The 20,390-nt window shown below is 60.7% G+C and carries 19 protein-coding genes, 1 other RNA gene and 1 pseudogene; 10 read left to right on the top strand and 11 right to left on the bottom strand.

Features of this window, described 5'->3' with window-relative positions:
- Positions 1–83 precede the first annotated feature (83 nt).
- On the bottom strand, positions 84–611 hold the full coding sequence (def, locus tag VJV58_RS08240) for a peptide deformylase (RefSeq protein WP_324136849.1): 528 nt from the start codon (positions 609–611) through the stop codon (positions 84–86).
- Between the two features lie 171 nt (positions 612–782).
- On the opposite strand from def, the gene VJV58_RS08235 reads away from it, so the two are divergent.
- From VJV58_RS08235 to VJV58_RS08225, 3 genes and pseudogenes are all read left to right on the top strand, one after another.
- Positions 783–1,997: a DNA recombination protein RmuC gene (locus VJV58_RS08235; RefSeq protein WP_324136848.1), complete on the top strand. Its 1,215-nt coding sequence runs from the start codon at positions 783–785 to the stop codon at positions 1,995–1,997.
- Positions 1,998–2,172: 175 nt separating this feature from the next.
- A pseudogene (locus tag VJV58_RS08230) lies at positions 2,173–2,506 on the top strand (GIY-YIG nuclease family protein).
- Positions 2,507–2,839: 333 nt separating this feature from the next.
- On the top strand, positions 2,840–4,198 hold the full coding sequence (locus VJV58_RS08225) for an AmpG family muropeptide MFS transporter (RefSeq protein WP_324136847.1): 1,359 nt from the start codon (positions 2,840–2,842) through the stop codon (positions 4,196–4,198).
- A gap of 109 nt (positions 4,199–4,307) precedes the next feature.
- On the opposite strand, the gene VJV58_RS08220 is transcribed toward VJV58_RS08225, so the two are convergent.
- The 5 genes from VJV58_RS08220 to ffs form a co-directional block, all read right to left on the bottom strand.
- Positions 4,308–4,730 carry a hypothetical protein gene (locus VJV58_RS08220; RefSeq protein ID WP_324136846.1) on the bottom strand — a complete coding sequence of 141 codons (423 nt, stop codon included), beginning with the start codon at positions 4,728–4,730 and terminating at the stop codon, positions 4,308–4,310.
- 23 nt (positions 4,731–4,753) lie between these two features.
- Positions 4,754–5,359 carry a recombination mediator RecR gene (recR, locus tag VJV58_RS08215; protein ID WP_324136845.1) on the bottom strand — a complete coding sequence of 202 codons (606 nt, stop codon included), beginning with the start codon at positions 5,357–5,359 and terminating at the stop codon, positions 4,754–4,756.
- Position 5,360: 1 nt separating this feature from the next.
- Entirely contained in the window at positions 5,361–5,681 is a 321-nt protein-coding gene (locus VJV58_RS08210) for a YbaB/EbfC family nucleoid-associated protein (protein ID WP_324136844.1), read from the bottom strand.
- A gap of 19 nt (positions 5,682–5,700) precedes the next feature.
- A complete protein-coding gene (locus VJV58_RS08205) occupies positions 5,701–7,545 on the bottom strand; it encodes a DNA polymerase III subunit gamma/tau (RefSeq protein WP_324136843.1) in 1,845 nt (614 codons plus the stop codon).
- Positions 7,546–7,652: 107 nt separating this feature from the next.
- An RNA gene (gene ffs / locus VJV58_RS08200) (signal recognition particle sRNA small type) lies at positions 7,653–7,749 on the bottom strand.
- A 97-nt stretch (positions 7,750–7,846) separates the two neighbouring features.
- Between ffs and VJV58_RS08195 the strand changes: the two genes are divergently transcribed.
- The 4 genes from VJV58_RS08195 to VJV58_RS08180 all read left to right on the top strand — a co-directional run bounded on the left by VJV58_RS08195 (position 7,847) and on the right by VJV58_RS08180 (position 10,837).
- A complete protein-coding gene (locus VJV58_RS08195) occupies positions 7,847–8,272 on the top strand; it encodes an HIT family protein (protein WP_324136842.1) in 426 nt (141 codons plus the stop codon).
- A 3-nt stretch (positions 8,273–8,275) separates the two neighbouring features.
- A complete protein-coding gene (gene nudC / locus VJV58_RS08190; protein WP_324136841.1) occupies positions 8,276–9,226 on the top strand; it encodes an NAD(+) diphosphatase in 951 nt (316 codons plus the stop codon).
- A 78-nt stretch (positions 9,227–9,304) separates the two neighbouring features.
- Positions 9,305–10,261: a sugar kinase gene (locus VJV58_RS08185; protein WP_324136840.1), complete on the top strand. Its 957-nt coding sequence runs from the start codon at positions 9,305–9,307 to the stop codon at positions 10,259–10,261.
- A 72-nt stretch (positions 10,262–10,333) separates the two neighbouring features.
- Entirely contained in the window at positions 10,334–10,837 is a 504-nt protein-coding gene (locus VJV58_RS08180) for an Lrp/AsnC family transcriptional regulator (RefSeq protein ID WP_324136839.1), read from the top strand.
- A gap of 35 nt (positions 10,838–10,872) precedes the next feature.
- Here VJV58_RS08180 and VJV58_RS08175 read toward each other — a convergent pair whose 3' ends face one another.
- From VJV58_RS08175 to VJV58_RS08165, 3 genes are all read right to left on the bottom strand, one after another.
- Positions 10,873–12,372: a phosphomannomutase/phosphoglucomutase gene (locus VJV58_RS08175; RefSeq protein WP_324136838.1), complete on the bottom strand. Its 1,500-nt coding sequence runs from the start codon at positions 12,370–12,372 to the stop codon at positions 10,873–10,875.
- A 111-nt stretch (positions 12,373–12,483) separates the two neighbouring features.
- The gene (locus tag VJV58_RS08170; protein ID WP_324136837.1) at positions 12,484–13,005 is read right to left on the bottom strand and encodes a TIGR02281 family clan AA aspartic protease; all 522 of its coding nucleotides are present in this window, start codon (positions 13,003–13,005) and stop codon (positions 12,484–12,486) included.
- A gap of 145 nt (positions 13,006–13,150) precedes the next feature.
- Positions 13,151–13,837, bottom strand: a complete 687-nt coding sequence (locus tag VJV58_RS08165) for an HAD family hydrolase (RefSeq protein ID WP_324136836.1) — start codon at positions 13,835–13,837, stop codon at positions 13,151–13,153.
- Between VJV58_RS08165 and VJV58_RS08160 the strand changes: the two genes are divergently transcribed.
- Entirely contained in the window at positions 13,729–14,859 is a 1,131-nt protein-coding gene (locus VJV58_RS08160; protein ID WP_324136835.1) for a DUF6328 family protein, read from the top strand. The genes VJV58_RS08165 and VJV58_RS08160 overlap by 109 nt on opposite strands.
- 3 nt (positions 14,860–14,862) lie before the next feature.
- Here the strand turns inward: VJV58_RS08160 and hrpB are convergent, their stop codons facing one another.
- Entirely contained in the window at positions 14,863–17,364 is a 2,502-nt protein-coding gene (gene hrpB / locus VJV58_RS08155; RefSeq protein ID WP_324136834.1) for an ATP-dependent helicase HrpB, read from the bottom strand.
- Between the two features lie 130 nt (positions 17,365–17,494).
- Positions 17,495–18,814: a UDP-glucose/GDP-mannose dehydrogenase family protein gene (locus VJV58_RS08150; RefSeq protein WP_324136833.1), complete on the bottom strand. Its 1,320-nt coding sequence runs from the start codon at positions 18,812–18,814 to the stop codon at positions 17,495–17,497.
- 179 nt (positions 18,815–18,993) lie between these two features.
- On the opposite strand from VJV58_RS08150, the gene VJV58_RS08145 reads away from it, so the two are divergent.
- Complete coding sequence (locus VJV58_RS08145) at positions 18,994–20,070, top strand: acyltransferase family protein (protein WP_324136832.1); 1,077 nt, start codon at positions 18,994–18,996, stop codon at positions 20,068–20,070.
- Positions 20,071–20,198: 128 nt separating this feature from the next.
- The coding region (locus tag VJV58_RS08140; protein ID WP_324136831.1) for a hypothetical protein at positions 20,199–20,390 on the top strand (192 nt) is incomplete at its 3' end.

The raw sequence follows: 20,390 nt of genomic DNA, 5'->3' as shown, positions 1-20,390 counted from the left end.
CGGTAAATACCCCCGCCCCGCACGTCTTGGACTAGCTAGCACGTGAATACCCGAGGGGCCGCATGTGACGGCTATATCTAAGTCTATTCCGCCGCGCGCTTAGCCGCCTTGGCGAACCTCTTCAGCACACGATCGCGCTTCAGCTTCGACAGATAGTCCACAAACAGCACGCCATTGAGATGATCGATCTCGTGCTGAATGCAGGTGGCGAACAGACCCTCGGCATCTTCCTCATGCACCTTGCCATCGAGGTCAGTAAAGCGCACGCGCACTCTCGAGGGCCGCTCCACTTCCTCGTAATATTCGGGAATCGAGAGGCAGCCTTCCTCGTACGCCGAAGTCTCTTCGGACGAGGACAAAATCTCCGGATTGATGAAGACCCGCGGCTGCGGCGTGGTCTCGCCCTCCTCGTTCTTCTTGGCCAAGTCCATCGTTATCAGGCGCAGCGGCTGGGCAACCTGAATTGCCGCGAGCCCGATACCGGGCGCGTCGTACATGGTCTCGAACATGTCGTCGGCGAGCTTGCGTATCTCGGTCGTGATCTTCTCGACCGGTTTGGAGACCAGCCGCAACTGCTTGTCCGGCAGGACAATGATTTCTCTGATGGCCATGGCGGGCGATTTAAGCCGCTGATTTGCCGGGGTCAATGCGACGGTCCGGCCGGTTTATGGATCGTTAAGCATGATTGTTGGCAAAGCGTTAACCAGGAAAATTAATGTTCGATTAACCATAAATGTTCCCTCTTCGTTCGTATTCGCGGCCGAATCGGCTACAACGGCTGCATGAACGAGATTCTCTTCACCATCGGCGAAGTGCCGGTCCGCAACGGGGCGGCGCTGATCGGCTTTGGCGCGCTGTCGCTGCTGCTGCTCGTCATCATTGCCTTTGTGATTGCCCGGTCCGGACGGCGTGGCGCGGAACTCGCGCTGGCGCAGGCGCTTCGCGCTGATGAGTTTGAACAAAGACTGAGCGAAATGCTGCGCGCGCAGAGCGAGGCCAACGGGCGCGTCGATGCGATGGGCCAGGCGCTGGCAGGCCGTCAGGCCGAAATGGCCCGGGCCGTCAGCGAGCGGCTCGACTCGGTCACTCATCGCGTCGGCCAGTCGATGGAGCAGACCACCCGCAATACCATGGATAGCTTGCGGGTGCTGCACGAACGGCTCGGCATTATCGACAACGCCCATAAGAATCTCACCGACCTCACCTCGCAAGTGACCACGCTGCGTGACGTGCTCGCCAACAAGCAATCGCGCGGCGCGTTCGGGCAGGCACGAATGGAAGCGATCGTCCAAGACGGGATGCCGAAGGGCTCCTACGAATTCCAGTACACGCTCTCGTCGGGCAAACGGCCCGATTGCGTAGTGTTCCTGCCCGACGGCCGGCCGCTCTGCATCGACGCGAAATTTCCGCTGGAAGCAGTGACCGCGCTGCACGACGCGCGTACCGATGAGGAACGAAAAATCGCCGCCCAAAGATTGCGCGCTGATGTGATGAAGCATGTCAGTGACATCGGCGAGAAATACCTGATCGCGGGCGAGACCCAGGACAGCGCGCTGATGTTCGTGCCGTCCGAATCGGTGTACGCCGAAATCCACGACGGATTCGACGACGTGATCCAGAAGGCCTATCGCGCCCGGGTGGTACTGGTCTCGCCATCACTATTGATGCTCGCCATCCAGGTGATGCAACAAATCCTGAAGGATGCGCGGATGCGCGACGCCGCCGATCAGATCCGCACCGAGGTGTTGAATCTCGGCGATGATCTCGGCCGGTTGCGCGATCGCGTGCTAAAGCTGCAAAGCCACTTCACGCAAGCCAACGAGGATGTCAGGCAAATCCTGATCTCCGCCGATAAGATAGAAAAGCGCGCAGGACGAATCGAAGAGTTGGATTTCAGCAAGGCCGATGCGCCCGCCGAACCCCCGGCGCGGATCGGCAAACCGGGTGTCCCCGAGTTGTTCCCGCTTCCAGCCCGGAAGCTACAGGCTGGCGAATAGAACGCGGGATAGGTGGTTTGGGCCTCGGCATTGCGGCTGTTGTGGGATCACAAAGTTATTCGGGGTGCTCCGGAAATGACTCAGTCGGGATATCGCTGCAGATGTTTCCGGGACGCTCCGCCACATAGCAGCTGGCAAAGGGCGCAAGATAATCGGGAACATTCCTCCCGCCGTCATGGCCGGGCTTGTCCCGGCCATCCACGTCCCTTCATGTTACAGCAATGGCAGGTGGCTATGTTTATTTGCTCGCGAGTGCACCAAAGGGCGTCTTGTATGTGGGCGTTACGCACAATCTTGTTCGAAGGATTTACGAGCACCGGAATGGGTTGATCGCGGGATTTACGAAAAAATATTCGGTCAAGCGGCTCGTTTATTTCGAACGTCACGAAAATATTCAGGCGGCGATCCAGCGCGAACACAACGTCAAGCATTGATCGCGAAAATGGAAGGTGAGACTGATCCTCGTCGAGAACCCCGAGTGGGATGATCTGTACGAGAAGATCAGTTGAGAACGTGGATGGCCGGGACAAGCCCGGCCATGACAAAGATGGAGACCACGGAATTGTCCGCGATACTGGCATAATGCATGGAGACACGGAGTTGCCGCGATACTCCGGCCATGCGGCGGACGGAAGTAGGCACAACATCAAGGCAATCGCGCAAGATTCGTCCAGTCGTCTTATAGACATTCCTCCCATCCGTCGTGGCCGGGACAAGGCCGCCACGACGGAACTGGGGCAAGCCGGCGATAACACTGTTATTCTCATGCTGACCAAAAACAAAATCATCCTTTGTTGGCTCTCGCCATGATCTTTTCGCGGTGAATCTGCTAGCACTGCGACATGAGCAGCGCACCAGAAGCATCGACACTCGCAACTCCTCGCGCCTCCTGGCGCGACAGTATGGCGGTCTATCTGCAGCGTCGGGTATTGATCGTGCTGCTGCTGGGCTTCTCCTCCGGATTGCCGCTGGCGCTGTCCGGTTCGACCCTGCTGGTCTGGATGCGGGAATCTGGCGTCGACCTCGGCACCATCGGCCTGTTCGCGTTGGTCGGCACGCCCTACACGCTGAAATTCCTCTGGGCGCCGCTGGTCGATGCATTGCACGTGCCGTTGTTTACGCACACATTCGGCCGGCGCCGCGGCTGGCTGGTGTTCTCGCAATTGCTGCTGATCGGCGCGATCTTGCTGCTGTCGCTAACTGATCCGGCGCGCTCGCCACTTTTCGTCGCGCTCGGTGCGCTGCTGGTCGCCGCAATGTCGTCGACGCAGGACATTGTGGTCGATGCATTTCGCGTTGAAAGCCTGCCCGAAAGCGAACAGGCGGCCGGCATGGCATCCTATGTCGCCGCCTACCGCATCGGCCTGCTGGTCTCCACCGCGGGCGCCCTGTTTCTCGTGAGCGGGTTCGAGAGCACGGGCATCGCGCGAGGCTCTGCGTGGATGTGGGGATACGTGACAATGGCGGCGCTGGTGCTGATCGGGACGGTGACCGCGCTCGCCGCCACCGAGCCGGAGCAGTCGGCGCGCGCCGAAGCCGCGACCAGCACCGAGAGTGCATTCGTACGAGTGATGCATGCGGCGGTCGGCGCCTTCTCTGAATTCCTGCTCCGCAGGGACGCGCTCGCGGCGTTCGCCTTCGTGGTGCTGTACAAATTCACCGACGCGTTTTCGGGCGCCATGACGGCGCCGTTCGTGATCGATCTCGGCTTCTCCCGCAATGACTACGCGGCCATCGTCAAGGGCGTCGGACTGGCGGCGACATTGATCGGCGGCTTTGCCGGCGGCTTTGTGGCACGCCGCTACTCGCTGGCGGCAAGCCTGTGGATCGGTGGCGTGCTGCAAGCGATCGCCAATCTGTCGTTCTCATGGTTGGCGTTATCCGGCGTCAATCAATGGGCGCTGGCGTTCGCCATTACCGCGGAAAATTTCACCAGCGCAATCGGCACCGTAATCTTCGTCGCGTATCTTTCGGCGCTGTGCCAAAATCCCCGGCATACCGCTACTCAATACGCGCTGCTGACTGCGCTCGCCGCGGTGGGACGCACCTATTTGTCATCGGGCGCGGGGTACGTCGCCAAGGCCACGGGGTGGCCGTTGTTCTTTGCAATCTGCGTCCTGGTCGCGGTGCCCAGTTTGCTGCTCCTGGCGTGGCTGCAGCGGCGCGGACATTTTGCCGCGCTGCAGGTCGAGAAGATCTAGCGATTTGCAATTTGAGTTGATGAATTGGGGATGCCGGTTCGCGTGAAGAAACGCGTCAGACGAGGAACCTGGAGCCCGGTTCTGATTCAATCAGAACCGATCAGGCCCTCTAGTGGTGCGTGACTACGCTCCATTTGGTGACCACGGCTTCGCTCATCTGTCCTGCATCCTGCGCACAGGCGACTTCGTCGACCCTGATCGAGATTTCCTTTCCGATAAGACTCTTCAACTGCGCCGCCTGTACATCATTATTCGCGACGATCTGAAACGTTTCCGGTCCGGTCTCAAGATTGCAAAGTCCGTTCGGCGGCGGTAGCCGGCGCGGCTCGCTCGTGAGCTGATAGGTGGCCACGCGCTCACCCGCTTTTCCGCGAAGGGCGTTGAGCTCCCCCGAGAGAATGCCCCCGGCGCTGATCAATTTTACCTGCTTTGAAACGGCCCCAGTCTCCTGGGCGGTAACCGCGGGCGTCGCGAGCATCAGCGCCAAAATCGCGCCCAAAGCCAGCCGTTTGCCGAATCTTCGTTTCGTCATTTCTCTGCTTCCCGTATTTTTCGCTAAAACAGTGTTCGCTGCCGCATCGCCGCCGACAGGGTGCCTTCATCGAGGTAATCGAGTTCGCCCCCGACCGGCACGCCATGCGCGAGCCGTGTCACCTTGACGCCGGCTTCCTGCAGCAAGTCGGTAATGTAGTGCGCCGTGGTTTGACCATCGACGGTCGCATTCAAGGCAAGAATGATTTCCGTCACGCGCGGATCATGCGCGCGCGCGACCAGCGCATCGATCGTCAGATCTTGTGGACCGACACCGTCCAGCGGCGACAGCGTCGCGCCCAGCACATGATAAAGTCCGTTGGTCGCATGCGCGCGTTCCAAGGCCCACAGATCGGCGACATCCGCGACCACGACGATGATGGACTGGTCGCGCCGGGTATCGGTGCAAACAGTGCAGGGATTCTGGGTGTCGATATTGCCGCAATTCTTACAGATCTGGATCTTTTCGATCGCCACCTGAAGCGCGCCGGCGAGCGGCGTCATCAAGGCTTCGCGCTTCTTGATCAGATGCAGCGCCGCTCTGCGCGCCGAACGCGGGCCAAGCCCCGGCAGGCGCGCCAATAGCTGGACCAGGCGTTCGATTTCAGGGCCGGCAACCGCAGCGGCCATTTCAGGTGAGGCCCAGTCCCGGTGGCAGCCCAAGTCCGCCCGTCAGCGCCTGCATCTTTTCCTGCATCGCAGCTTCCGCCTTGCGCCGCGCATCATTGTGCGCGGTTGCGACCAGGTCCTGAAGCACTTCGCGCTCTTCCAGCTTCATCAGCGACGGATCGATGTTCACCGCCTTCACTTCCATTTTTGCCGTCATGCGCACGCTGACGAGGCCGCCACCGGAAATGCCCTCGACCTCGACATGGGCAAGTTGTTCCTGCATCTCCTGCATTTTCGACTGCAGTTGCGCCGCCTGCTTCATCATGCCGAGAAAATCAGCCATGTGTCTTCCTCATCTGCCGCTAAACGTCATCAGAGCTCTCGGCGGCATCTTCGCCGATAGCATCGGATTCCGGCGGCTCCGCGGCAAGCTTGCGAACCTCCACCACCTTGGCGCCGGGAAATCGCGCCAGCACTTCTTGCACGCGCGGATCGGCCTCGGCGGCACGCTCGCGCTGATTGCGGGCGACTTCGCTTTGCGAGCGGAGCGTCGGCCGGCCGGCTTCATTGGATACGATCACAGTCCAGCGTCGCCCGGTCCATTGCTCCAGCTTGCGCGACAAATCGTTGATGAGCGTCCGGGCCGCGCTGCGCTCCAGCGCAACCTCGAGCCGGCCGTCTTCGATTCGGACCAGACGGACATCGGCTTCGAGCGCGGCTTTTGTCAGCAGGTCGCGTTTATCGCCTGCCAGCGCCACCAGTTCGGGAAAGCTTGCAATCCTCAGGGCTGTTGGCGCGGCCTGCGCATCCGGCGATGGCGCTACGATCTGCGGGCGCACCGATGCCTCCGCATTGTTGCGTGGCCCCGCGCTTGCCCGCGCCGGCATGGTTTGAGTAGCTGACATCGTCGGTGTCTGACTGTTACGGGGTGCAGCACTGCCGCCAGCCAGCGACGCCACGCCACCGTTCTGTTCGATCAACCGGATCGCTTCATCCGGCGTCGGCATATCGGCGACATAGGCGATGCGCACGAGCACCATTTCCGCCGCGGCCGCCGGCCGGGTCGCGGCTTGTGCCTCGGCGATCCCCTTGAGCAGCATCTGCCACATCCGCGACAGCACCCGGATCGAAAGTTTCGCGGCAAACTCGCGGCCGCGCAGGCGTTCGGTCTCGCCGAATGCGACATTATCGGCGGTCGCCGGCACGATCTTGATGCGGGTTACGAAGTTGACGAATTCGGCGAGGTCGGAGAGCACCACGATCGGATCGGCACCGGTGTCATACTGCTCGCGAAACTCCCGAAACGCGCCGGCGATGTCGCCGCGAGCCAGCGACTCGAACAAATCGATCACCCGGGTGCGATCGGCGAGGCCAAGCATCTGCCGCACCGCATCGGCGCGGACCGCGCCTGCCGCGTGCGCGATAGCCTGGTCGAACAGCGATAGCGAGTCCCTCACTGAGCCTTCAGCCGCTCGGGCGATAATGCCGAGCGCCTCCGGTTCGACGTCGACGTTTTCCTTGGCCGCGATGTTGAAGAGATGCGCCATCAGCACGTCGGCCTCGACGCGCCGCAAATCAAACCGCTGGCAACGCGACAGCACCGTCACCGGAACTTTGCGGATTTCCGTGGTGGCGAAAACGAACTTGGCATGCTCGGGCGGCTCTTCGAGCGTTTTCAGGAAGGCGTTGAACGCCGCGGTCGAGAGCATGTGGACTTCGTCGATGATGTAGACCTTGTAGCGCGCGCTCGCCGGCGCGTAGCGCACGCTGTCGTTGATCTGGCGCACGTCATCGACGCCGGTGTGGGAAGCGGCATCCATTTCCAGGACGTCCATGTGCCGGCTTTCCATGATCGCCTGGCAATGCACGCCCGGCAACGGCATGTGGATGGTTGGTCCGGTAACTGAACCATCCGGCAACTCGTAGTTCAGCGCACGGGCGAGAATCCGCGCGGTGGTGGTTTTTCCAACCCCGCGCACGCCGGTGAGAATCCATGCTTGCGGAATACGCCCGGTTTCGAACGCGTTCGAAACCGTCCGCACCACGGCATCCTGGCCAATCAGGTCGTCGAAAGTGGACGGGCGGTATTTGCGCGCCAGCACTCGATAATGCTTGCTGATCTCGGGCGAACGGCCGAGTTCAAAGCCGCCGTGAGGCGCCCTTTCGGCATCATTGGGAGGCATTGAAGAAGCACCACCGTCGGTCATCGATCGATCCGCACTTGGTTGTCTCTCGAAGCCGGCTTGCGGAACGGGAACAAATTCCAGCGCAGGACGGGAGATCGCTCATCTCGCGCGATTTGCTCGAAAAACAGGTAGGAGACTGACGAGCGACCCGATCCGGACCTCGTTAGGGCTGCTTCCTTCCGGACCTGACCCGGTTGGCGAGTGGCTCGTCCACCGCCAATCTCCCGGGCACTATTTGGGGCTAAAAGCTTCGGAAAGCAAGCGGGACGCGGGCGGCTTTGCAGGACTTGTGCGGCAACACGGAAAGGCTTTACCTGCCGACATGCCTGCTGATGCTCCCGCCTGGTCGCTCCATTCACAGCTCAAAAAAGACACCATCGACATTGGCGACCTGCCGCTATGCCGCGTGCTGGTCATCAAGGATGCGCATTATCCCTGGCTGTTGCTGGTCCCCCGTCGCGAAGGCGCGGTCGAGATCATCGACCTGGACGAAGTCGAGCAGGCGCAGCTGATGACCGAGATCAGTCGTACCGCCCGCGCGCTCAAAGAGATCACCAAATGCGACAAGCTGAACATCGCCGCGCTCGGCAATCTGGTGCCGCAACTTCACGTACACGTCATTGCGCGCCGCTCCGGCGATGTCGCCTGGCCACGTCCGGTTTGGGGCGTGATGCCGCCGCTGGCCCATGACGCCGAGGAAGTCCAGAATTTCATCAGCGCACTTCGCCGCAAAATTTGGTTGGGTTAGGAAATGACAGCATTCGATTCGTTCCCCTTGGGGAAACCCGCGTTTGTCTCCGATATTCTGGATCGCGCGGCATATTTGCGATGCGACGACGCAAAGTTGATGGCGCTCGAAAGCCACCGTGATACTCGCGCCTATGTGGTATATCGAGACTCGCTCGTGCTGGCGCAGGAGGCAGATGGTCCTCGCGCCCTGCTCGGCATCGATGAAGCTCTGAAATTCGGCGCCAACCCCGGCACTATCTTTCTCGGATTGCGCGACGGCGCCGCGGTGTTCGGCATGGGAATCTCGGCGCCGGCTGTGGAAAGCCTGCTGCCACGCAACGACGTGGCAGTCAGTGAACTGCGCGGCCTGGCTATGCAGGGCGCGGTGCCGCCCAATCAGCTTTCCGCCATCGCGATGGCGAAATCGCTAGTGAATTGGCATCAGCGCCACGGCTACTGCGCCAATTGCGGAACCCGCACCGCGATGAAGGAAGGAGGCTGGAAACGCGATTGCCCGAATTGCAAGGCCGAGCATTTTCCGCGCACCGACCCTGTCGTGATCATGCTGGTGACGTCAGGCGACAAGATTTTACTTGGGCGTCAAAAGCAGTTTCTTCCCGGCATGTATTCTTGCCTCGCCGGATTCGTCGAAGCCGCCGAAACTATCGAGGACGCGGTACGGCGAGAGATCTTCGAGGAATCCGGAATTCGCTGCACCGACGTTAATTACTACATGACCCAACCTTGGCCTTATCCGTCCTCCCTGATGATCGGCTGCACCGCGCGTGCAATCAATGAAGATATCGTCATCGACCGCGCGGAACTGGAAGACGCGCGGTGGTTCGACCGCGCCGAGGCGACGCTGATGCTGAAACGACAACATCCAGACGGTCTCGCCGGGCCGCATCCATTTGCGATTGCCCATCATTTGGTCGGGCGTTGGCTGCAAATCGAGTTGGGAAGCCGCGCATAGCTGGAACCCAGAGATCGCTGGTCGATTAACCGGCGGCATCAGTTGCTCGCGCGAATGGCACGAATTGATGGAGCGTTGATGAACGTTCAGACCGCTGCTCCAAAAAACCGTCCACGCATTCTCTGCATCGGCATGCCAGTGCGCGATTTGACTTTCCGCATCCAGGAATTGCCTGAGCGGGGGTTCAAGGTCAACGCCACGCATTTCGACGAAATAAGTGGCGGCAACGCGCTGAATGCGGCGATCGGGATCGCACGGCTTGGCGGGCGTGCATCGGTCTGCGGTCCGATGGGTGACGCCAGCGAAGTCTCAAGCCGGTACATTTTCGACAAGCTTGGCGAGGAAGGTATCGAGACGAAGCACATCGTGCATATGCCTGGTCTCGTGACCCCGATTTCAAACATCATGATCGACCCGAGCGGCGAGCGGACCATCGTGACTTTCCGCGATCCACAATTATGGAAGGTTCACCTGCCTGAACCGGAAATCCTGCTCGATGATTGTCATGCGATTCTGACCGAAAATCGCTGCGCCGAGTTCTGCACGGAGCTCTGCGTCGAAGCCCGCAACCGCGGAATTCCCGTGATTGTCGATGTCGACCGCACCATGTCGCTGCGCGAGGGTCTGCTCACGGCGTCCTCACATCTGGTGTTTTCCAGCGAGGCACTGCAGGCCACAGCAGGAGTTGCCGATGACGCAGAGGCGCTGAAGAAGATCGCGAAGCTGACGCCTTCTTTCCTGGCGGGAACGCGCGGAGCCCAAGGGACCCTCTGGCTCGACGAAGAGCACAAGCTGCGGCAGACCCCCGCTTTCCCGGTGCACACCGTGGATACGCTAGGTGCCGGCGACGTATTCCATGGCGCGTTCGCGCTCGCCATTACCGAAAAGCAGGATATCCCAAATGCATTGCGGTTCGCTTCCGCGGCCGCCGCGCTGAAATGCACCCGCTTCGGCGGTGCTTTCGCAGCTCCGCAACGAGCTGAAGTTGAAGCCCTTTTGGGACACGGCCACGCGGAGAGCACGGTGGAACGGTAAAAAAGGCTTGTCTTGGAAGATTTTTCTATATACGAACGTAATTGACCTCGTAAATGGAAGAAAGTTCCTGACATGGCCGAACTCGCCGTCCACCTGCCGGAGCCCAATCGTCGTCTCGATGCCATCGACCGCAAGATCCTGGCGGTGCTCCAGGAAGACGCCTCTCTCTCGGTTGCCGAGATCGGAGACCGGGTCGGACTTTCATCAACGCCTTGCTGGAAGCGGATCCAGCGGCTCGAGGCCGACGGCGTCATCCTGCGCCGGGTCGCCCTGGTTGATCAGAACAAGATCGGGCTTGGAATAACCGTTTTCGTTTCGGTCGAGAGTGCCGATCATTCCGAAGCCTGGCTCCGCAAATTCGCCGAGGCCGTCAGTGCCATGCCCGAGGTGATGGAATTCTACCGCATGGCGGGGGACGTCGATTACATGCTCCGCGTGGTGGTTGCGGACATGCAGAGCTACGACGTGTTCTACAAGAAGCTGATCGGCGCGGTCGCGCTGAAGAATGTTACCTCGCGTTTTGCGATGGAGAAGATCAAATCGGTCACCGCACTGCCGATTCCGGCCGCCGCTTGATTGGACGGGCGAAGCGCAGCGGCTACGCGCGCCGCTCAGATCCTCTGGTTGTAGTCGCCGACCTCGGGATGGGTGCGTAACACCGAATCCATCGCCTCGAACATGTCGCGCATCCGCTGCTCGCTCACGGGACTTTCAACGACGACGACCAGCTCCGGTTTGTTGGAGGACGCCCGCACCAGCCCCCAACTGCCGTCCTCAACTGTGACACGTACCCCGTTGACGGTCACGAGATCGCGGATCTTCTGTCCCGCGACTTTCCCGCTGTTCTTTTGCATCGCCTCGAAGTGTTTCACGACGCGTTCGACCACGCCGTATTTGGCTTCGTCGGCGCAGTGCGGCGACATCGTCGGTGACGACCAGGTTTTCGGCAGGGCACTGTTCAAATCTGCCATCGACTTGCCGGCCGCGCGGTCGAGCATTTCGCAGATCGCGATCGCAGACACCAGCCCGTCGTCATAGCCCCTGCCGATCGGCTTGTTGAAGAAGAAGTGCCCGGATTTCTCGAATCCCGCAAGCGCGCCAAGTTCGTTGGTGCGGCGCTTCATGTAGGAATGACCGGTCTTCCAGTAGGTCGTGGTCGCCCCCTGCCTTTGCAACACGGGATCGCTGACAAACAGACCGGTCGATTTCACATCGACCACGAACTTCGCGTCCTTGGTGATGGCCGACATATCGCGGGCGAGCATCACGCCGACCTTATCTGCGAAAATCTCCTCACCGGTGTTGTCGACAACGCCACAGCGGTCGCCATCGCCATCAAAGCCGAGCCCGACATCGGCTTTGTGCTGGAGCACCGCATCGCGAATGGCATGCAGCATTTCCATGTCTTCGGGATTGGGGTTGTATTTCGGAAAAGTATGATCCAGTTCGGTATCAAGGCGCACCACCTCGCAGCCAATCGCTTCCATGACCTGCGGCGCAAACGCCCCCGCGGTGCCATTACCGCAGGCGATCACGACTTTCAGCCTGCGCTTCAACCGAGGATGCTTGGTGAGGTCGGCGATGTAGCGCGCGGGAAAATTTTCGTGAAACTGATATGAGCCACCCACCCTGTTGCTGAAATCGGCATCGAGCACGATCTGCTTCAAACGGGACATCTCGTCGGGCCCGAAAGTGAGTGGCCGATTGGCACCCATCTTGACGCCGGTCCAGCCGTTATCATTGTGGGACGCGGTCACCATGGCCACGCAAGGCACGTCGAGATCGAATTGGGCGAAATACGCCATCGGCGTCATGCAAAGGCCGATGTCGTGAACCTTGCAGCCGGCGGCGAGCAGGCCCGAAATCAGCGCGTATTTGATTGAGGCTGAATAGCCGCGGAAATCGTGTCCCGTAACCACTTCCTGCTTGACGCCAAGTTCGGCGATCAGGACGCCCAGGCCCATTCCCAGCGCCTGAACGCCCATTAAGTTGATCTCCTTGCCGAACAGCCAGCGCGCGTCATATTCGCGAAAGCCCGTCGCCTTCACCATCGGCTCGGATTCGTAGGCGTAAGTGTTCGGAACCAGCGCGGATTTCGGTTTCGGAAACATTCAACAGCCTTGGGTGATTGAGCGGAAGAAGCGCAGCCATAGCGAATGCGCAGGCTTAGTGGAAGGCGTGAACGCCGTTTTTCTGAGCGTTAATTTAAGGCGCGCGAAGCTCTACTGCTCCAGCAGCATCTGCCCGTTCGCATATTCGAAGCGTTTCAACTTCGACAGGAACGACAGCCCCAACAGGTTCTCGGACAGTGCCCCGTCCGGCAGCACCATGGCATCGACATCCCGCACCACAAGACCGCCGACGTCGAGCATCGCGATCCGCGCCCGCGCCGCCTTGACAGTACCATTCGCGGTAGTGACGGTGGCGTTGTAGTCGCCGCGCGACGGCCGAAGCCCGAAACGGGCGGCGGAGGTTTCGTTCAAGGCAACCACCGATGCCCCGGTATCGACCATGAAGCCGATCCTCTGTCCCTCGATCCGACCGTCAGTGAGGAAATGGCCCCGAAAATCCCGCGGGATGCTGATGCTGCGGGATCCCGCGTAGCCCACGGTTTGGGCGGGACCTGCGCTTCGCGTAACCGTACTAGCGAGCGCCGGCGGGTTCGCCGTCATCTTGTCCGCCATCTGCGCCATCATGGTGCCAAGGCAAATCATGGCAGCGGCAAAGATCATCAGGTTACGCATTAGGCCACATCCGATCAGGTCAGCAATATCATCACGTCCGCTGCCGACCGGCGACTGAAAGCGGCGACGAAGGTGGCCATTTTGACGAAAAGGATGAGCGAAGCGTTAACGAGCGCCGATGATTGGAAATGCCGCGAGCGACTACTCAACCCCGATGCGCTGAAACCGGTGTTGCCTTCGGCTTTTGGCGATTGAGAAATCGTCCGATGTCGCCGACCGACGACATCACTATGGAGCAGCCAGCCCGGAGCAGCGATGATCTCGGATGGCAGCCGCCGAGGGTGCCCCAAGCGGTTGCGCCGGCACGACGCGCTGCTTTTGCATCAAAAGGCGTGTCCCCGACCATGGTCGCCAACATGGCAGGCGTGCCGCCAAGATGATTGAGAGCAAGCTCCACGAGCGCCGGATCGGGCTTTCCTTTGGAGACCTCATCACCGCAGGCGACCGCGTCGATCAAGTCATCCACATTCATCAAGCCGCGATAGTGCTCAAGCTCATCGGACTGACAATCGGTGGCGAGCGCGATCCGTCCTCCTCGCGCCTTGATCGCCGTGAAGGCTTTGCGCAGGCCGGTAAAGGGTCGGACCCCCGGCAGATAATGCACGCGGTAGCGCTCACCTTGCGTGCTCAGGATCTTCTCGCGAGCCCGCTTGTCCAGCGTTGGCGCAAGCGTCGCCACCATCTCGTCGCCGTCCATCCCAGAAAGTAATCGCAACTGCTTTGATGGTGCCGAAATGCCGAAGCTGCGGAGAGTTTCGTCCCAGCACTTCAGGTTCGCTGCAACGCAGTCGACCAGGGTGCCCTCGACGTCGAAAATATACGCACCACTCATTCGTCTCGCCGGTTTGTAGGTTCCAGAAACGGAACGCGCGAGCCTCGAAAGAGTTCACCTTCGAGACGAATTCGATGATTGCCATTCGGCCCGGCCCGGGGGGCGTCCGCGAACAAGACGGTTACATTGTGAAGCTGGACCGCAGAATAAAGACGGCGCTGGACGAAACGCGCCTGCTGTTGCTTGGGTCCCAAGTGCTGTTCGGGTTCCTGCTCGAAAGCGTGTTTCAGAACGCGTTTGAGACGCTCTCCCGGTTCTCGCAATATCTGGTCTGTGCCGCACTTGCGCTGATGGTGCTGTCGCTCGGATGCCTCATTGCCCCCTCGATGCAGCATCGAATCGTAGAGAACGGTCAGTCGACCGCCCGGCTTGAAGAGGCTACCACCAGCTTGGCGGAGTGGGGCCTTGTATCGTTCCTGGCCAGTCTGGGACTGGCGATGTTTATCGTATTCGAACGTATTTTTGGCGAGGTTGCAGGCGCCACGGCAGGTGCCGTCAGCGCTGCATTGACAGGATTTTTCTGGTTCGGCTTCGCTTGGCTGATCGGAAAGCGCGGGAGGCAGCTCATGGAAGAGATCGCACCAACACCCCTGTCGACAAAAATCGAACAGATGCTGACTGAAGCCCGCGTCATCATTCCCGGTTGTCAGGCCCTCCTCGGATTTCAACTGATAGCCATGCTGACCCACGCATTCGACGAGTTGCCATTTGACGCCAAAATCATGCATGCGGCAGGACTATGCTTGGTCGCCATTGCCATGATTTTGCTGATGACGCCGGCGGCGCTGCATCGGGAGGCCTTCGGCGGCAACGACTCGGAAACCTTTTTGCGCCTCGGTTCGGGTTTCATTATCGCCGCGTCGCTGCCGCTGGCGCTCGGTATCTCCGCTGACGTCTATGTGGTGTTTCTTAAGATCACCCATGCCATCGCGCTGAGCATTGCGGCAAGCGTCGCCTTGCTGCTCGCGATGTTGCTGCTGTGGTATTTGTACCCCATCTGGCTGCGCGCGAACCGCGCCTGACAATCACGTGCCGCGCGGTTTCACGCGGCGGGTAGGTATTGCGTTGCCCGGATCTTCCGGCCAGGGATGACGTGGATAACGCCCGCGCAAATCGGATCGCACGGCCGCGTAGCTGCCCCGCCAGAAGCCGGGCAGGTCGCGTGTTACCTGCACCGGCCGCTGCGCCGGTGAGAGCAGTTCAAGCACCAGCGGGATAGCGCCGTTCGCGATCGAGGGATGGGTGTTGAGTCCGAACAGCTCCTGCAGCCGGACCGCAATCGTCGGTCCTTGTTCAGACTCGTAATCGATGGCGAGCAGAGTCCCCGTTGGCGCTTCGAAATGGGTCGGCGCCTCACGCTCCAGCCGCGTCCGCAATTCCCATGGCAGCAGTGTCATCAGCGCCTTCGACAGATCGTCCGCCGAGAATTCCCTTAGGGCGGTTTTGTCAAACAGCGCCGGCACCAGCCATGCCTCCTGGTGGTCGGCGAGCGCGGCCTCGCTCAAATCAGGCCAAGGCTCGCCCTCGGCCTTGCGCAGGAACATGACCCTATCGCGCCACTGCTTCAGGCCCTTGGACCATGGCAATCTGTCCAGCCCGGCAGCGATCAGGCCGTTCGCGAGCAGGCGCGCGGTATCGGCCGAGGGCTGCACTGGCAGCGGGGCTTCCAACAGCGTGACCGCGTGCAGTCTCCTCTTTCGGCGCGCGCGAACCGCCATCGCTTCGCGATCGAACGCGATTTCGTCCACGCTCTCGATCTGATCGGCGAAATGATGCTCTATCTCCTCCTGAGTGACAGGTGCACCCAGCAGGATACGCCCCTGAGCTGCCGACCCCATGAGTTCGGCGACCGAGATGTACGGCGCGCGCGCAAGCGCCGATGCTTGATCAACGTTAGCCCCGCGACCATTCGCGAGCACAAAGCTGCCGTTTCCCCGATTGCGAGCGACGCGATCGGGAAATGCGAATGCGAGTATGATTCCAGTGGAGGGTAGCTCAGTTGCTTTCGACGCCCCTTCCGCAGAATCATTGAGCGCCTTTTCACTTGCCGCCACCTGCGAAGACCAGCGCTGGGCGAGAGCGCGCGCGCTGCTGGCCCGTTGCGAGCGGTCGCGGCGGAAGCCGTCGAGCCTGGCATCGAGATCGACGTTGTCACCGCCGAGCCCGCGCTCGGTCAGCACCGCTGCAATTTCGGCTGCCTCACGGCCAGCACCGAGCCGGTGTGAGTCAACGATCATCCGAGCAAGCCTCGGCGGCAGCGCCAGCGCGCGAAGGCTCTTGCCTTCCCGCGTGATCCGGCCGTCCCGATCCAGCGCGCCTAATTCGCGCAGCAGAGTTCGGGCCTCATTCATCGCCGCCGATGGCGGCGAATCCAGAAAAGCTAGCGTTGCGGGATCGCTGACGCCCCATTGCGCGAGATCCAGCACCAGCGAGGACAGATCGGCGCTCAGTATCTCCGGCTGCGTATAGGGCGCAAGCGAAGCGGTCTGCGGCTCATCCCACAGCCGGTAGCAGACGCCAGGTTCGGTACGACCAGCACGGCCGCGGCGCTGATCGACGGCCGCGCGCGAGGCGCGCACGGTTTCGAGCCGCGTCAAGCCGATATCGGGCTCGTAACGGGGCACCCGCGCCATGCCGGAATCGACAACGATGCGAACGCCCTCAATGGTCAGCGATGTTTCGGCGATCGATGTCGCGAGCACCACCTTGCGGTGCCCGATTGGTGCCGGCGCGATGGCGCGATCCTGCACGATGGACTCCAGCGCCCCGAAGAGCGGAACGATTTCCACAGACGCGTCCCGGATTCTCTCGCCAAGCAAATTCTGGGTGCGGCGAATCTCCGCCGCTCCCGGCAGAAACGCCAATATCGAGCCAGGATCGGCGCGCAACGCCACCGCGATCGCATCCGCCATTTGCCGCTCGAGTGGCGAATCCGTTTTGCGGCCCAGGTATCGCGTTTCGACTGGAAAGGCGCGGCCTTCGCTGGCGATCACAGGTGAATCGCCCAGCAGCTTCGCCACTCGCGCACCATCCAGCGTTGCCGACATCACCAGAATGCGAAGATCCTCGCGCAAGCCGGTCTGCGCGTCACGCGCCAACGCCAACCCCAGATCGGCATCGAGCGATCGTTCGTGAAACTCATCAAACAGCACCGCCGCGATCCCGGTCAGTTCCGGATCTTCGAGAATCTGGCGCGTAAATATCCCTTCGGTGACCACTTCAATTCGCGTAGCGCGCGAAATTTTGGAGCCGAAACGAACACGATAGCCGACCGTCTCGCCGACACGCTCGCCCAAGGTTTGCGCCATCCGCTCGGCGCTGGCGCGCGCCGCAATTCGCCGCGGCTCCAGCACGATGATTTTGCCGCCGTCAAGCCACGGCTCATCGAGCAGCGCCAGCGGTACCCGCGTGGTCTTGCCCGCGCCGGGCGGAGCCACCAATACCGAGGCATTGTTGCCGGCGAGCGCGCGCGCCAGCTCCGGGAGTACGGCGTCGATCGGAAGAGGTGTGCCGAAACTGCGGGGCAAAGTCTCACCAGTAGGTCGCGGCTGTTATGCCGGGCATCCACGTCGTTTCATAGCCGAGAAAACAAGACGTGAATGAACGCGGCAAGCGCGGCGATCACTGAAAATCTGGCGATGCGCAGCCGAGCCAGGTTCAGTTTCGCGGTTGTGACGCCCGACCGACGCTTTCGTAGCTGAAGCCAAGCGCCGCCATGTCCTCGGGCCGATAAATGTTGCGCAAGTCGACGATCACGGGCTGCGCCATTTCGCGTTTCAAGCGGTCCATGTCGAGCGCGCGGAACTGCACCCATTCGGTCACGATCACGAGGGCATCGGCCCCGGTCGCACAGGAATAGGCGTCCTTGCAACATTCGATTTCAGGCAGGTCCCGACGGGCCTGCTCCAACCCGACCGGATCGTAAGCGCGGACTTTGGCTCCCATATCGAGTAGCCCGGTAATCAACGGAAGCGACGGCGCCTCGCGCATGTCATCAGTGTCGGGCTTGAAGGTAAGACCGAGCACCGCGATCGTCTTGCCGCGCAGGCTGCCGCCCAGCGCGTTCGACACCTTGCGTGCCATCGCTCGCTTGCGATTGTCGTTGACCGCCAGCACCGCCTCGACGATTCGAAGCTGTACGTCATGGTCGAGCGCGATCTTGACCAGCGCGCGGGTATCTTTCGGGAAACAAGATCCGCCGAAACCGGGACCGGCATGCAGGAATTTGGATCCGATCCGGTTGTCGAGACCGATGCCGCGCGCGACCTCCTGCACATCAGCGCCGACCTTCTCGGAGAGATCGGCCATCTCATTGATGAAAGTGATCTTCGTGGCGAGAAACGCGTTCGCGGCATATTTGATCAATTCCGCGGTACGCCGGGCGGTGAACATCAGCGGCGCCTGATTGAGCGATAGCGGCCGATAGATATCGCCGAGCACTTTGCGCCCACGTTCGTCCGACGTGCCGACCACAATCCGATCAGGAAATTTGAAGTCGCGGATCGCCGCGCCTTCGCGCAAGAATTCCGGATTCGATGCGACCACGACATCGGCGGCGGGATTCATCTCGCGTATCAGCCGCTCGACCTCATCGCCCGTGCCGACCGGCACTGTTGATTTGGTGACCACGACCGTGAAGCCTGAAAGGACCTTCGCGATCTCGCGCGCAGCGGTGTGAACGTAAGTCAGATCGGCATGGCCATCGCCGCGTCGCGAGGGGGTACCGACCGCGATGAACACCGCGTCGGCCTCAGACACCGGCCCGGCGAGATCGGTAGTGAAATCAAGTCGCCCGGCTTTGACATTCGACGCCACCAGCGCATCGAGCCCCGGTTCGAAGATCGGAATCTCACCGCGGCGTAACGCGGCGACCTTGTCGGCGTCCTTGTCGACGCAAGTAACCTGGTGGCCGAAATCAGCGAAGCAGGCGCCGGAAACCAGCCCCACATAGCCCGTTCCAATCATGGCAATGCGCATTTAATAGCCTGTCGATAATGGTTAACCGTCGGGATTGAATTTTGGGGCGGTCTTAAAGCATTTCACTGCCGAGGGGAAACCCGAAGCTTCGTAAAAGCGGCATACGTCTTGAACAGGTAAACGGGAACGAAACCCATCTCACCGATGATACGGCTGGCCCGCGTCGAAAAGAGACAGCGATGACACCAAACGGCACATCGGCAGTCACGGACTTTTCCACCCTGCCGGAGCAATCCGCGACCGCGCGCGTCGCGTGGGTCGATTACGCCAAAGGCATCTGCATTGTCATGGTGGTGATGATGCATTCGGTACTGGGCGTGGAGGCGGCCACCGGCGAGCCCGGCTTCATGCATCTGGTGGTGGCGTTCGCAAAGCCGTTCCGGATGCCGGATTTCTTTCTGATCTCCGGCCTGTTCCTTTCTGTGGTCATCGATCGCGACTGGCGCACCTATCTCGATCGCAAGGTGGTGCACTTCGCTTATTTTTACGTGCTGTGGGTCACGATTCAGTTCGGTTTCAAGGCGCCTTATTTCGCCGGTCAGGCTGGCTGGGGCCACGCCGGATATCTCTATCTTGAATCATTCATCGAGCCGTTCGGCACGTTGTGGTTCATTTACCTGCTGCCGATCTTCTTCGCACTGACCAAATCGACGCGCAAAATACCGCCGGAGCTGATCTGGGTTGTTGCGGCGTTGCTGGAGAGCGCGCATGTCGCGACCGGCTGGACCGTGATCGACGAGTTCTGTGCCCGCTTCGTGTATTTCTACTCCGGCTTTTTGTTCGCAAATCCTGTGTTCGCGCTTTCGGATCGTGCGACGGCCCGCCCAGTGCTTGCGCTTGCGGCGCTGGCGCTCTGGGCCATCATCAATGGCAGCCTGGTTGCATTTGGCTACAGCGAATGGCCGATGATCTCGCTGATGCTCGGCCTTTCGGGTGCTTGCGCCATCATCACGATTGCCACGCTGCTGGCGCGCGCAGGGTGGCTGGGCTTTTTACGATTTTGCGGCGAGCATTCGATCGTGATCTATCTCGCCTTCTTCCTGCCAATGGCGACGACGCGGACCCTGCTGTTACGAACGGGGCTGGTCCATGACGTCGGCACGCTCGGACTGATCGTCACGATCGCCGGCGTTTTAGGCGCACTCGCGCTATGGCGCATAGCGCTAATAATCGGCGCAAATTTCCTGTTCGACCGGCCCGCCGCATTCTGGATCGGGTCGAAAAAGCCCAGCGCCGCGATACAAGCGGCCGAATAATTTTCGCAAGGCTGCAGTCACATGGGACGCGCGGCTTTGGGAACAGACTTGATCCGCGAGACGATAAAAAATCGGCGTGACCCGATCACGGGGCTGTCAATCCTGACGAAAATCCTTAGATTTCGGCCATGCCGAAAACATCCCAGAATGCCTCGCCGAAACCCGTAGCCGTGAAAGCGCCAGCCAAAGGCGACCACGTATTTCTGGTTGACGGCTCTTCCTATATTTTCCGCGCCTACCACGCCCTGCCGCCGCTCAATCGCAAATCCGACGGGCTGCAAGTCAATGCCGTGCTTGGCTTCTGCAACATGCTCTGGAAA

This window comes from Bradyrhizobium sp., assembly GCF_035273305.1.
Classification (GTDB): Bacteria; Pseudomonadota; Alphaproteobacteria; order Rhizobiales; family Xanthobacteraceae; genus Bradyrhizobium.
Note: the sequence above shows the minus strand (reverse complement) of the source record. Positions and strands in the feature narration are given on the sequence as shown.